The organism is Solidesulfovibrio alcoholivorans DSM 5433 (assembly GCF_000702665.1).
GTDB lineage: Bacteria > Desulfobacterota > Desulfovibrionia > Desulfovibrionales > Desulfovibrionaceae > Solidesulfovibrio > Solidesulfovibrio alcoholivorans.
The window spans coordinates 31,696-44,803 of sequence record NZ_JNJA01000023.1; the positions used below are offsets into that span (position 1 = coordinate 31,696).

General features: G+C 62.8%; 10 protein-coding genes, 1 tRNA gene and 1 riboswitch. Of the genes, 3 read left to right on the forward strand and 8 right to left on the reverse strand.

Annotation, left to right across the window (positions count from 1 at the left end):
- Positions 1-94: 94 nt before the first annotated feature.
- A riboswitch (cobalamin riboswitch) is annotated at positions 95-247 on the reverse strand.
- A 36-nt stretch (positions 248-283) separates the two neighbouring features.
- The 3 genes from Q368_RS0121270 to Q368_RS0121285 all read right to left on the reverse strand — a co-directional run bounded on the left by Q368_RS0121270 (position 284) and on the right by Q368_RS0121285 (position 4,449).
- Entirely contained in the window at positions 284-622 is a 339-nt protein-coding gene (locus Q368_RS0121270; protein WP_029461054.1) for a hypothetical protein, read from the reverse strand.
- A gap of 374 nt (positions 623-996) precedes the next feature.
- Complete coding sequence (gene selB / locus Q368_RS0121280) at positions 997-2,916, reverse strand: selenocysteine-specific translation elongation factor (RefSeq protein ID WP_029461055.1); 1,920 nt, start codon at positions 2,914-2,916, stop codon at positions 997-999.
- A 99-nt stretch (positions 2,917-3,015) separates the two neighbouring features.
- Complete coding sequence (locus Q368_RS0121285) at positions 3,016-4,449, reverse strand: aminopeptidase (RefSeq protein WP_029461056.1); 1,434 nt, start codon at positions 4,447-4,449, stop codon at positions 3,016-3,018.
- A 297-nt stretch (positions 4,450-4,746) separates the two neighbouring features.
- Between Q368_RS0121285 and Q368_RS0121290 the strand changes: the two genes are divergently transcribed.
- Both Q368_RS0121290 and Q368_RS0121300 read left to right on the forward strand, forming a co-directional pair.
- Positions 4,747-6,390 (forward strand): diguanylate cyclase, encoded by a 1,644-nt coding sequence (locus Q368_RS0121290; RefSeq protein ID WP_029461057.1) that lies wholly within the window; start codon positions 4,747-4,749, stop codon positions 6,388-6,390.
- 299 nt (positions 6,391-6,689) lie between these two features.
- A complete protein-coding gene (locus Q368_RS0121300) occupies positions 6,690-8,315 on the forward strand; it encodes an aminotransferase class V-fold PLP-dependent enzyme (protein WP_029461058.1) in 1,626 nt (541 codons plus the stop codon).
- Positions 8,316-8,400: 85 nt separating this feature from the next.
- Here Q368_RS0121300 and selA read toward each other — a convergent pair whose 3' ends face one another.
- The 3 genes from selA to Q368_RS0121315 all read right to left on the reverse strand — a co-directional run bounded on the left by selA (position 8,401) and on the right by Q368_RS0121315 (position 11,948).
- On the reverse strand, positions 8,401-9,813 hold the full coding sequence (gene selA, locus Q368_RS0121305; protein ID WP_029461059.1) for an L-seryl-tRNA(Sec) selenium transferase: 1,413 nt from the start codon (positions 9,811-9,813) through the stop codon (positions 8,401-8,403).
- Positions 9,814-9,886: 73 nt separating this feature from the next.
- Entirely contained in the window at positions 9,887-11,182 is a 1,296-nt protein-coding gene (locus Q368_RS0121310) for a bifunctional folylpolyglutamate synthase/dihydrofolate synthase (RefSeq protein ID WP_029461060.1), read from the reverse strand.
- Positions 11,163-11,948: a 3',5'-cyclic-nucleotide phosphodiesterase gene (locus tag Q368_RS0121315; RefSeq protein ID WP_029461061.1), complete on the reverse strand. Its 786-nt coding sequence runs from the start codon at positions 11,946-11,948 to the stop codon at positions 11,163-11,165. Before Q368_RS0121315 ends, Q368_RS0121310 begins: the two co-directional genes overlap by 20 nt.
- A 113-nt stretch (positions 11,949-12,061) precedes the next feature.
- Here Q368_RS0121315 and Q368_RS0121320 point away from each other — a divergent pair.
- Positions 12,062-12,138, forward strand: a tRNA-Arg gene (locus tag Q368_RS0121320).
- A 185-nt stretch (positions 12,139-12,323) separates the two neighbouring features.
- Here the strand turns inward: Q368_RS0121320 and Q368_RS25980 are convergent.
- Both Q368_RS25980 and Q368_RS0121325 read right to left on the reverse strand, forming a co-directional pair.
- Positions 12,324-12,737 (reverse strand): hypothetical protein, encoded by a 414-nt coding sequence (locus Q368_RS25980; protein WP_156955809.1) that lies wholly within the window; start codon positions 12,735-12,737, stop codon positions 12,324-12,326.
- Positions 12,738-12,868: 131 nt separating this feature from the next.
- Positions 12,869-13,108 (reverse strand): integrase core domain-containing protein (locus Q368_RS0121325; protein ID WP_029461062.1); only part of this gene is annotated, 240 nt, incomplete at its 5' end.

Genomic DNA, 13,108 nt, shown 5'->3' on the forward strand with positions numbered 1-13,108 from the left:
AGAAAGGAAGAAAGCGACGTCCCGGCCCGGGACGCGCACTTTATCCCGAAGCCCGGCCGGCAAAAGCCCTCGTTGCCGACGGGGTGGCCTGTGACCGGGCAGGTCTTCCGGCTCGTCCCATCGGCTTCGGCCTTCCCGGGAAGGTTCCCAGTGGCGCGCGAGGAAGCCGACCTTGTTGGGGACTGACGGCGGCGGGTCCGCTCCCGATTCGCACGGGATTCCCTATTGAGCCCCGAGGGGCGCCCAGGTCGTTTTCGGGCAGTAGCCGTGGCCGGGGGAGGTGTCAAGGATGCGCCGGCGTGCGCGTGGGGTTGAGCACGCCGCGATCGCACAGGGCCTTGTAATCGGCTTTCTTGGTGAAAAGCGTGGGCACGTGGAGGTTTTCGAGCAGTTGGAGCAGGGTCTGCACCGTGGCGGGGCGGCTGTTCTTGCCGAGGACCACCACGGCGGCGTCCTTGGCCACGGCGATTTTTTCGGCGATTTCCCAGGCCCCGGTCACGGGGCGGCCGCCGTCCAGGCTGTAGGCGTCGTTTTCGATCGTGACCACGCCGGCCTGGGCCTGTGCGGCGCAAAAGGCCAGCACGAGAGCGGCCAGGGCGGCGAAGCGGGCTATCCGTGACATACCCGCTTTCCTGCGCTTGCTTCTGGACATGATACGCCTTTGGGGTTAAGGATTTTTTTCACGAAATACATCCGCCCAGGGGGTTCGCCGTGACATTCGACTTCTCCGGTCTCATCGTGCTGTTCGGCTTCATCGCCGTGTTTGTCGCCCTCAAGGTCATCAAGGCCCAGCAGGAGGCCAAACCCCAGGACCAGGACTGGTAGACCCCGTTTTCTCGCTTGTTCCGGCGGCGGCAGGCCTCGGCCTCCCGCCGCTTTTGTCGTCACACCCCCGCAGCGCCTGAACCTCCCCCCTCTCGGGGTGGTCCAGGAGGGGTCCCCGGCCCCTCCTGGCCGCCGGAGGCATTCTCCCCCCTCATCTCTTTTCCCCTCGCCTTACTTCTTCCGTAACTGGCGCTTGTCACCGACGCGCACGGTCACTTTTTCCTTGTCCAGGTATTCGAGCAGCGCGATGAGGAACTTGCGCGACAGGCCCGTGAGCTCGCGAAACTCCGCCGGCCCCATGTCCGTGGCCCCGGCGGCGTAGTAGGCGCGGACCTTTTCGGTCAGCGTCGCGATGGCCTCGGCGCAGAAATACATGCCTTCCTGGGCCTTGACGATGCGCCCCTCGTCCATGAGCACCTTGTAGACCGGCTGGGCCTCCTTGAAGGTCAGGTTCAAGGGCTCCAGGATGTCCTTGACGTTGGGCGGCGTGAGCCCTCCCTTTTGGTAAGCGTCGAGCAGGATGCCGCGCAGTTTGGCCTGGTCCGAGGCCAGGGACACCTTGTGCCCGGCAAGGCGCAGCACGTCCTGCCCGGTGGCGAACACGCCGGCGCGCAACTGGCGCTCGATCACGAAATGAAAGAGCTTGGGCGAGAGCGCCTTGCCCCAGGTGGAGGCGAGCTCGCTGCGGGAGATGCCGAGTTTCAGCGGTTCACGCGCGTGGTAGGCGGCCATGAAGTCGGCCAGGGATTTGGAAAGCGCGGCCAGCACCTCGCCGTGGACGAAATGGCGGCCTTCCTTGCCGTCGCGGTCCACGAGCGCCGCGCCGCCCTTGTCGCAGAGGGTGGTGAGCGCCTTGTCCAGGGCCTTGGATTCGAGGTCGGTGAGCGTCATGAGTCGCGAAAACCCCAGCCCCTCGGCCCCGGCCCGGGAGAGCTGCAAGGCGACGAGGTCCGCGCCGGTCGCTGTCGCCATGGCCGCGAGCACGGGCGCGGCCGCCTCGTCGAAGCGCTTGATCTTGCGGCCCATGGGCGAGAGCACCCGGCCGCCGGCCATGGTGCGCAGCGGCGCGCCCGAGCGCACCACCACCCGGTCGCCGTAGACGCCGGCCAGGGGTTCGGGAAAGCGCATCTGGCACACGGCCGTCTGCCCGGGTTCGAGCTTTTCGCGGTCGAGCAGGTGCACCCGGGCGAGCAGTTCCCGCGTGCCGTGGTGGAAATGCACCTCGGTGCGGTGCTTGATGGCCCGGGGCGCGGACGCGAGACAGGCCAGTTCCACCTCCCAGACCGTGTCCGGAAAAAGCGTCCCCGGCCGGGCCAGCACCTCGCCGCGTTCGATGTCCTCCACTTCGAGGCCGGCGAGGTTCACGGCCGTGCGCCGGCCGGCGGGCGACTCCTCCACGGTCTCGCCGTGGGATTGCAGGCCGCGGATCTTCGAGCGCGTGTCCGTGGGGTAGAGTTGCACGTCCTCGCCCAGGCGAAACGCGCCGGCAATGAGCGTGCCCGTGACCACGGTGCCGTGCCCCTTAAGCGTGAACACGCGGTCGATGGGCAGGCGCGCCAGGTCCGAGCGGCGGCGCGGGGCGAATCCGGCGGCGAGCGCCGCCAGGGCGGCGCGCAGTTCGGGCAGGCCCGTCCCGGTGTGGGAGGAGACGGGAAAGAGGGGCGCGTCGGCCAGAAACGTGCCGGCAAGGCCCGCGCGCACGTCGTCCGTGACCATGGCCAGCCAGTCGGCGTCCACCATGTCGGTTTTGGTCAGCGCCACAAGCCCCGTTTCCACGCCGAGCAGGGTGCAGATGTCCAGGTGCTCGCGCGTTTGCGGCATCACGCCTTCGTCGGCGGCGATGACCAGCATGACGAAGTCGATGCCCGCCGCGCCGGCCACCATGTTCTTCACGAACCGCTCGTGCCCGGGCACGTCGATGACGCCGAGGCGCGCGCCGCCGGGCAGGTCCATGAAGGCGAAGCCGAGCTCGATGGTGATGCCGCGCTTTTTCTCTTCGGCCAGCCGGTCGCAGTCGATGCCGGTGAGCGCCTTGATCAGCGTGGTTTTGCCATGGTCGATGTGCCCGGCCGTGCCCATGATGACTGGCATGGATGCTCCTTTTGGGGGTGGAGGAGGGAGACGAAGAGAAGATGCCTCCGGCGGCCGGGGGGCATGATGCCCCCCTTACCCCCTCGCAAGGGGGTAAGGTTAGCTGGAGAGAAACGCCTTGTAGGCGAGCATGGCGGCGTAGACGTCGGCCGTGCTCGTGATCTCGAAGGGGCTGTGCATGCTGAGCACGGCCGGGCCGAAATCGATGATGTCCATGCCGTAGACGGCCAGGAACTTGGCCACGGTGCCGCCGCCGCCGAGGTCCACGCGGCCGAGCTCGGCCATCTGCCAGGGGATGCCCGCGCCGTCGAGGAGGTTTCTAAGCCAGGCCACGTACTCCGGATGGGCGTCGTTGGCCCCGACCTTGCCCCTGTGGCCGGTAAACTTGCAAAAGACCGGGCCGGAGCCGAGCAGCGCGGAATTGAGCTTTTCGTGCAGGTCCTGGTAGTCCGGATCCAGGGCGGCGTGGACGTCTGCGGAAACGGCCTTGCCCGCGGCGAGCACCCGGCTCTTGCGCGCGCCCTTGTCCCAGGCGTCGATCAGGTCTTCCAGGCAGAATTCGAAAAAGCGCGACTTGGCCCCGGTGGAGCCCTCCGAGCCGATCTCCTCCTTGTCCCAGAAGAGCACGATCTGCGTGTGCTCGGGCGTGGGCGCGGCGAGCAGGGCGGAAAGGGCGGCGAACACGCATACCCGGTCGTCCTGGCCGTAGCCGCCGACCAGGGCGGCGTCGAGGCCCACGAATCGCGCCGGCCCGGCCGGCACGGCCTGCAACTCCGCGCTGTAGAGGTCGGCTTCCTCGATGCCGTATTTTTCGTGCAAAAGCGTGAGCACCTTGGCCTTGACGGCGTCCTTGTCTTTTTTCGGCGCAGCGTCTCCTTCGGGCGCGGGCGGGGCGTCGAGGGGGCTGTGGCCGACGAGGATGTTGAGCTTTTCGGCCTCGAAGGCGTCGGCGAGCTTCTGCTCCGCCTGCCGGTAGGCCAGGTGCGGCAGCAGGTCCGGGATGGCGAAGACCGGATCGGACGCGTCCTCGCCGATGGTCACCGGCACCACCGAGCCGTCCTTTTTCGCCACCACGCCGTGCAGGGCGAGCGGGCGCGCGAGCCACTGGTGCTTGCGGATGCCGCCGTAATAGTGGGTCTTGAGCTGCGCCACGCCGCAGTCCTGGTAGAGCGGGCGCTGCTTGAGGTCGATGCGCGGGGTGTCGCAGTGCGCTCCGACCAGGCGGAAGCCCTCGCGCAGGGGCTTTTTGCCCTTGCGCGCGATGAAGACGGTCTTGCCCCTAAGCACGCGAAAGACGGCGTCGCCGTCAAACGCGCCGTCCTCGCTTTCCTGAAATCCTGCCCCGGCCAGGGCCTTGCGCACGAACTGCACGGTTTCGCGTTCGGTCTTGCAGGACGAAAGGAAGTCGATATAGCGGCCGGCCAGCTCGCGCATGGCGGCCCTGTCCTCGGGCGAGGCGTAGGTCTCGAAGCAGGTCTTGGTCTCGATGGCGAAAGCGGTCTTCGCCTCGGGCGCGTCGTTCGTCTCGGTCATGATGCGTCTCTTCCTCCGTGGGGTAACAGGAAGCCATCATAAGCATCTCGGCCGGGAGTGGGAACCCCTTGCGGCGGGCGATTTTCCGGGCTGCGGGCTCCGTGTGCTCCACCGCTTCGCAACAGGCGCGCCACCGGCCGAGTAGGGTGTTTTCGACCAGAATATCTTATCTTTTCATCGGAATGCCCGTTTGCTATGTTGTGACACGCTCCTGTTTTCTTTCGTGTGGCAGGGGCTAACGCCGCAAACCGCGGAGCGGACTGGCTGAAGCCCAAGGATGCTGCAGGTGCCCTGGTCATGGAAACGATCGCCAAAAGAACCATTCGTATCGGATACTATTTGTTTGGCTTCTTGGTTATTTTTGCCGTTTCTCTTGCGGTGACCGTACCCTATTTGATTTCCGAGCGGAAAAATTACAAACTTTTGACAAGAGAGATTGAAAATACGATTATTGAGGAGAAAAAGAGAAATATTAAGAACATAGTATTGCGGACAATTGTTGAATTGGATGTGTTGAGAGATATGATATATGACGAATACAGGACTCATGTGCATGATTTATGTTTAGTTGTTGTGCGAATTTGTCTGATGTATACTGACATGATTGGCAAGAATGCGTCAAGTAAAGAGTGGTCTTGTCTGGATGGTGTCTTGGATAAGATCGGGGTCGGTATCGTTGTATATGATGCTGGCCGCAATGAACTGTTGTGGACCAATGGGAAGGAAAATGCTGCGGAGTTCGCGGCGTCGATCGCCAGGGGGGGAGATGTTTCGGAAGCATTTCCTGAGGTTGCAAAAGTGGATTTTGACGACGGCAAGGTTGCGTATGTGTTCATGAGTCGCGCGGCCCTGGACGGCATCGCACGGGACCGGGCGAAGAAGCTTATCCGAAGCGTTCGGTTCGATTTGAACAGGTATGTTTGGGTGAATGAAATAGTGAATTATAATGGAGGCGATGGCTACGCTGTGCGCGTGGTGCATCCGAATCTTCCGGAAACGGAAGGAGAGCTTCTTTCGACCTTGACGCAGGATATCAATGGGAATTTTCCATACAAGGCAGAGCTTGAAGGGGTGAAGGCGTCAGGAGAGTTGTATTTTAGTTATTATTTCAAAAAATTGGGTTCCGATGAAATAACGAAAAAATTGACATATGCAAAATTGTACAAACCGTTCGATTGGGTCGTCGCCACAGGCATCCATTATGACGACATCGATTCTATTATATCGAAAAGAAGGCAGGCATTTGAACAGGTGTATGATAGTCAGGTCATGGTTTTCCTGGCGATGATAACCGCTGTTTTTGTCATATGCGGTGTGATGCTCTATGTTTTTGAGAAGCAATTGAACAGTATGGTAAATAGGTTTGTCGCAAAGATAAAAAGCAATGAAGCAGAATTGCGTTGTGAAAAAGAAAAATTGAGCGAAGCGTATAAAGAGCTCGAGGGTGTGGCTTTTGTTGATTATTTGACTGGTTTGTTCAATAGACGCGCCATGTGCGATATCATCAAGGGGCGTTTGGAACAATGTCGACTTGGAGGTGCAAGTTTTTGCTTGATCCTGGCCGATATTGATAAATTCAAAGCCATCAATGATGCCCATGGCCATGATGCAGGTGATATTGTCCTGAAGAGCGTCGCGGCGTTGTTAAAGGATGCTCTGCGCAAAGACGATGTTCTCTCCCGCTGGGGTGGAGAAGAATTCCTCCTCATGGCAAACGCAAGCGATCTTGCGGGAGGCGTTGCCTTGGCGGAAAAGTTGCGGCGTATCGTTGCTTCGAGTCCGATCCGCGTCGGCGAGAGCCTCATCGATTTGACAATGACCTTCGGCGTTGTGGAGTCGGCCTGCGACAAAACATTGGACATGCTCGTGAAGGAGGCGGATCAGTTCCTTTATGCGGGAAAGGAAAGGTCAAGAAACTGTGTCGTTTCAAGTGGCTGCTGATACTTTCACGATTGCTCGTCACAGGATACGCAATCGCTGGACCAGACGAAGCCTGCTTCCTTTTGTGCAAAGCGTAGTTTCGCCGCAGGCCGCGCGCCACGCTTCGTTTCGACGTGTCGTTACGTCGCACAAGCCGCTGTCGCTTTGCAGGGCGCATGCTGGACGGCAGGCTGGAAAAGCCGCCTTGCGTCATTTGGCGGGAACGGCTAAGCAAAGAAAAGTATATCCGGCATCATGTCGTATTCGTCTCCATTTTCCTCGAATTGTAACGTATCCGCAACCTCAAGGAGAAGCTTGCCATGAGCCAGTTCACACGCCGAAAATTCATCGGTGTCGCCCTGGGCGCAGGCGGGGCGGCCATGCTGCCCGGCATCGCCTTCACCTCATCCCCGGCCGAGGCGAAAAAAACGCCTCCCAAGGCCGAAACCGGTTCGGCCCTGGAGCGGATCAAGGCCGCCATTGCGCATTGGGAGGCCGACGGCCGCACCTTCGCCTCCGACACCCTCGCCCCTGCCGACAACGCGCAATGGGACAAGCTCGTGCGCCACTATTTCGACCGCGACGCCTACACGAGCATTTCCGTCAACTCCGCCAACCTCTGCCCGTCTCTTAAGCCCGTGTCCGCCATGGTCGCGCTGGTGCAGCGCCTGCTTGGCGAGGACATCTCCTTTCCCATGCGCGGGGAACTCGCCGACGCGAGCCTCGTGCACGGCCTCGGCGCGGTCAAGGACTGGTTCGGCATGCGCAACCTCAAAACGCAGGCCGACTTCCTGCTGGCGCTCGTGGCCAACTCCACCGAGGGCAACAATTTCATCAACAATGGCCTCGTGACCTCGGGCTTTTTCGACCCGCAAAAGGATAACGTCGTGGTCTGGGACGTCAATCATCCCACGAACTACGATGCCTGGTTCTACCGCAAGGCCACGCAGGGCTGGGGCAAGGATTCGGTGCGCGTGGTCGGCACCAAGATGTTCGCGCAAAAGGTGACGGACGAGGAACGCAAGGCGGGCGTGATGCCCTCCGACCCCGCTTCCGCCGACGACATCCTCGCCGCCCTGCGCGCGGTGGTGGATGCCAACACCAAGATCGTCACCCTGTCCTGGCAGTCCAACGAGTGCGGCATGCTGCTGCCCATGAAGCGCATCGTCGAGGAACTGCGCGCCATCAACAAGGACATCTATATCCACGCCGACAGCGCGCAAACGTTCGGCGTGCTCGACCTGCGTCTCGACGAGGTCGGGGTGGACAGCATCTCGGGCAGCTTCCACAAATGGCCCTGCGGCCCGAAGATGGTCGGCATCCTCTACATGAACAACCGCACGGGCGCGGCCGAGAAGTTCACGCCGAGCATCTGGGGCTACGACGAGCACATCAACACGCCGGCCGACTACGGTTTCCCGGCCGAATCCGGCAAGATCGACCCCAACGCCAAGCGCTTCTCGTACCTGGGCCAGCAAAACGACGCCACGCTGGTTTCCACATGGATGGCGGCGCTCTTTCACACCGGGCATTTCCATCCGGGCGTCACCCCGGCCCGCATCGAGGCCCGCATTCACGCCCTGGGCGGCATGGTCCAGCAGGCGCTCATGAAAAAATTGCCCAAAGTGTTCCCGGAGTTCACCGAAAAGACGGCCTATCAGTGGATTTCCACGCCGACGACGAACGACGCGCTACGCAGTTCCGTGTTCCTGTTCAAGACGCCGGAAGGCGTCGCGGCCGCCGACGTCATGAAACATGTGTACGAGAAGCACAAGTTCGCCATCGCCAACCTCAAGGTGAAGGGCCACGATCTCGTGCGCATCTCGCCGACGTTCTGCAACACGGCTTCGGATGTCGAGGGCGTCGTGGAAGCGGTGGTGGACGTCATGCAGGGCCTCAAGAACAAGAAACTGGCCTCGGGCGTCCACACCAAGGCCTACGCGTAACGCACGGCAACGCGGAATAAGGACTCCCCGCCGCCCATGCCAGGGCGGGGGGAGTCCTTGCGTTCTTGGGGAAGCGGTGCGTGCCTCAGCGCGCCGGATCGTCCATGGCTTGCCCGAGCACCGCGGCCACGAGCCCCAGTTCGTCGTCGGCCAGCGTGCGCGGGTCGAGCAGGAAGGCGGCGTCCTCGATGCGCCCGACAAGGGGCGGGTCCGTGGCGAGCAGCCGTTCGCGCAGGGCGTCCGGCGAGGGGGCGCCCTGAAGGGGCGTGAGCGCCACGAGGGTGGTCGGCAGGTCGTGTTCGGGAAACGCGCCGCCGCCCACGCGCGATGCCCCGGGCACGGCGGCGACGGCGTAGCGCCCGGCCAGGGATTTCTTGAGGATGGCGGCCAGCCGCCGGGCCTTTTTCGCGAGCGCCCCGGGCGGGGCCGTCATCATGGCAAGGGTGGGCACCTCGCGCCGGGCGCGCTCGGGGTCGAGGTAGAGCCGCAGCGTCGCCTCCAGGGCGGCGAGCGTCATCTTGTCGATGCGTACGGCGCGGTTGAGGGGATTTTTGCGGATGGCCTCGATGATCGCCGCCTTGCCCACGATGACGCCGGCCTGCGGGCCGCCCAGGACCTTGTCCCCGGAAAACGTCACCACGTCCGCGCCGTCGGCCAGCGCCCGCTGCACGGTGGGCTCGCCCGGAAGCCCGAGCCCGGCGAAATCCGTGAGGTTGCCGCTGCCGAGATCCTCCATGACCGGCAGGCCCCGGTCGCGGCCGATGGCCACGAGCTCGGCCAGGGAGACCTCCTTGGTAAATCCCACGATGCGGTAGTTGGAGGTGTGGACCTTGAGCAAAAGGGCCGTGTTCTCGTTGACGGCGTTCGCGTAGTCCCGGGGATGGGTGCGGTTGGTGGCCCCGACTTCGCGCAATATCGCCCCGGACTTGGCCATGACTTCGGGGATGCGAAACGAGCCGCCGATCTCCACGAGCTGGCCGCGCGAAACCACGACCTCGCGGCCCTTGGCCAGGGTCTCCAGGGTGATGAGCACGGCGGCGGCGTTGTTGTTGACCACAAGCGCCGCCTCGGCGCCGGTCAAGCGGCGCAGGATGTCCACCACGTGGCTGTAGCGGCTGCCGCGTTCGCCCGTGGCCAGGTCGAATTCCAGGTTGGAGTAGCGGGCGCAGGCTTCGGCCGCGGCGGCGATGGCGCAGGGGGCCAGCAGCGAGCGGCCGAGGTTGGTGTGCACGACCACGCCCGTGGCGTTTACGACCCGCCGGAAATGCGGCCTGGCGGCGGCGCGTACGAACCGGGCGCACTGCGCGCCGACAAGCTGCGGCGCAAGCTGCGCCGCGTCGGTCACGCGGCCGGCCTTGATGTCGGCGCGCAGGCCATTAAGGAAATCGTTGACCGCGTCGCGCAAAAGCGCCCGTGGCAGCGCGGCGAGGCCGGCATCGGCGGCGAGGTCGGCAAGTACCGCGTCCACGGACGGCAATAGACGAAAAAGCTGTTGCACGGGGGCTTCCGGGGGTTCGGGTTGGCGGCGCAGGCCGCAAGTCCCGCAACGGTAGCCGCAAGCGCGGCCGGAATCAATTTTGCGTCGTCGGAAAAAGTGCGGCCAGCAGGTACATGGAGCCGCAGGCCAGCACCGTGCCTTCCAGGTCGCGCACGGCGGCCAGGGCGGCGGCCGGATCGGGCACGGCCACGGCGCGTTCGCCCAGGGCGGCGACGACCTGCGCGGCGGGGCGCGAGCGCGAAATTTCCGGCAGCTCCGGCACGAAGATGGGGCCCGTGGTGAGCTTTGCCGCCAGGGGGGCCATGGCTTCGAGGTCCTTGTCCGCGAGGCAGGTGAAGATCATGGCCGCGGGCGTGATGCGAAGCGCGGGGAGCGCCTCGGCCAGGGCGGCCAGGGCCGGCGGGTTGTGGGCGCTGTCCACGAGCAGCGCGGCCCGCGTCTGCGGCAGTTGCAGCAGGTGCAGCCGGCCGGGCAGGAAGGTCCCGGCCAGGGCGCGGGCGATGGCGTCGGTATCGGGCGTTATGCCGAGGATATCGGCGCAAATCGTGAACCCGGCCAGGGCCAGGGAGGCGTTTCGGGCCTGGTGCGGCCCGGCCAGGCGCAGCTTGACCGGCGGCGTACGCAGGGATTTCCCGCCGAAACGCAGCACGGCCTTGCGCGTGGCCGGGTTGTAGGCAGCGAGTTCCTGGGCTTCGAGAAGCCGCGTGCCGCGCGCGGCGGCCTCCCGGCGCAGCACGGCCATGGCCTCGGGCGGTTGCGGCCCGGTGACGGCCACGCCGCCGGGTACGAGCGCGCCGGCCTTGTCCCGGGCGATGTCGGCCAGGGTCGGGCCGATGATTGCGGCGTGGTCCATGCCGATGGGGCCAAAGAGCACGAGGTCGCGCCCCAGGGCGGTGGTGGCGTCGCCCGCGCCGCCGAGCCCGGCCTCGTACACGGCGGCCTCGGCGCCGTTTTGCGTGAAGAGCCGGGCGGCCATGGCGGTGAGCAGCTCGAAATAGGTGAGGCGGTTTTTTTCGCCGCCGCCGGCCGTGGCCGCGAGCACGGCGTTTGCCGCCGCGACCCAGTCCGCCTCCTCGCACATGCGCCCGCCCATGAGGATGCGCTCGCGCACGCTGACGAAATGGGGCGAGAGGTAGAGCCCGGTCGGCAGGCCGTGGGCGGCGAGCATGGCCGCGAGCAGGGCCGCGGTCGAGCCTTTGCCGTTGGTGCCGACGACCTGCACGGCCAGATGGGGCAGGCTCGTGAGGCCGAGTCCGGCCAGCGCCGCGACCATCCGGTGCGGCGAAAGCTCCATGTGAAAGAGGCCGAGGCTGTCGAGGTAGGCCGCAAAGGCGGCGAAATCGGGGAATTCAGATGGTGATGACGTCATTTTCACGAAGGAGCCTGTAGGCGCGCCCGGCCAGTTCGGTTTCGAGTTCCTGCCGGATCTGGGCGGCGAAAGGGGCTTTCATATGGTAGATGAGGATTTCGGGCCTGGCCGCGAGTTTGTCGAGTTCGGCGTGCAGCATCCGCGGGGTCAGGTGCCTGGAGGCTTGGGCCAGGGCCTGCATGGACGAGGGAAAGGAAGCCTCGGTGATGAGGCGGGACAGGGAAAAGGGCAGGCTGTCCAGGTAGCGCCAGATGGTGTCGCTTGGGCCGGTGTCCCCGGTGTAGGCGATGTTGTGCGCGCCGCCGTCCTCCCACAGGACGAAGCCCGAGGCGGCCTTGGCGTGGTTGACGGGAAAGGCGGCCACGGAAAGTCCGCCGAGGATCACCGGGACGCCGGGCGTCATGGGGGCGTAGGTGAGCACGGGCGAGTTCTGGGGGATGACGGTGAAATCGGGCCAGATAGTGTCGTTGAGCAGGTGTGTGGCAATGGCGTCGAGGACTTCGGGCAGTCCGTGGATGGCCAGGGGAGGTCTGTTGTTTTTCCCGGCGAAGCATTCGATCAGGTTGTCGGCGAGGAAGAGGATGTCCTTGATGTGATCCAGGTGGGGATGGGTGACGAAAATATGTTCGATGCGGGCCTGCGCGGCCAGATCGATGGCGGAGGTGACGGTTCCGGCGTCGAGGAGCACGGAATCGTTGACCAGAAAGGAAGTCAGGTTGTGGCCGGGCAGGTCCGAGCCGGAGCAGCCGAGCACGCGCAGGTTCATGTCTCCCTCCTGGTTGCGGGGGCGGCCGGGGACAGGCAGTTTGAGCCCGGTGCGGTGTTTCGTCAAGGGTGGTCTTGACCGCGCGTGGGGGCTTGTTTAGGTTTGGCGACCGCGCGCCCGTAGCTCAGTCGGATAGAGCATCTGCCTTCTAAGCAGACGGCCGCAGGTTCGAATCCTGCCGGGCGCACCACAAAGATTTCAAGGGGTTAAGTCAGTTTTGGCTTGGCCCCGTTATCTTTTTGGATAACCTTCCTGGATAACATCTTGGCCAACCATACGGGATTACGCGGGAATTTTGGATAACATTCGAGCAGATGCTGTCCCGCGCATAGGCAGACGGCCAATTTTCTTGTAGAAAGGATCGGTCTGTGTAGATTAATGATGTTCTTCTTTCCTAGCTAAGCCGATGTCGCGGAAAAGTCGAAACTCTGAAATTGCTTTCTCTCCATAGATCAATACTCGTTCTAAAAACTCTCGGTATGAATTTTCTTCCAAGATATCCACGGGAATATGGAGATTGTGCGTGTCGACTTTTTGTCTGTGCAATTGTGTCGTAATTGGCAATTCAAGTTTTTCTTTGTCAAACCCTGTAAGGTGATGCCATTTTGAAAACATAAATATATAATTACCAAAATCAAAATATTTTTTATATGTATTGTCGTATTTAATTTTTTCCTCTTGATTCAGAAATTTAAACCATACAGGTTCTAGATGTAATGGTTCTATATATGAGAACAGTGGGTCAAGTTTTTCCGAAAGCGTTAGAAGAAAATATTTTTGCAGCCACATGTCTTCGAACTCATCTTGAAATTCATACCATGTTCTGAGTTTGATATTTGTTTGCTCTGAAGCGCTGAATGAGGTGGTCCGGCTTGGTTGGACAGGTTGGCGGCGGGGTTAAGCTATAGTCCGGTTGGTGCTCATGCCGCCTTGGAGGCCGAGTGGCCCTCCCGGTATACGTCCATGGGGCGACGACCGTCAAAAGCCGAATGCGGCCGCTGCTCGTTGTAGAAGCGGAACCAGTCTCCAAGGACTTGGCGGGCCTGGCTCCCGGTTTCGAGTTCCCGCAGGTAGACGCACTCCCATTTCACAGAGCGCCACAGCCGCTCGATAAAAACATTGTCCATCCATCGACCTTTGCCGTCCATGGAGATGGCGAC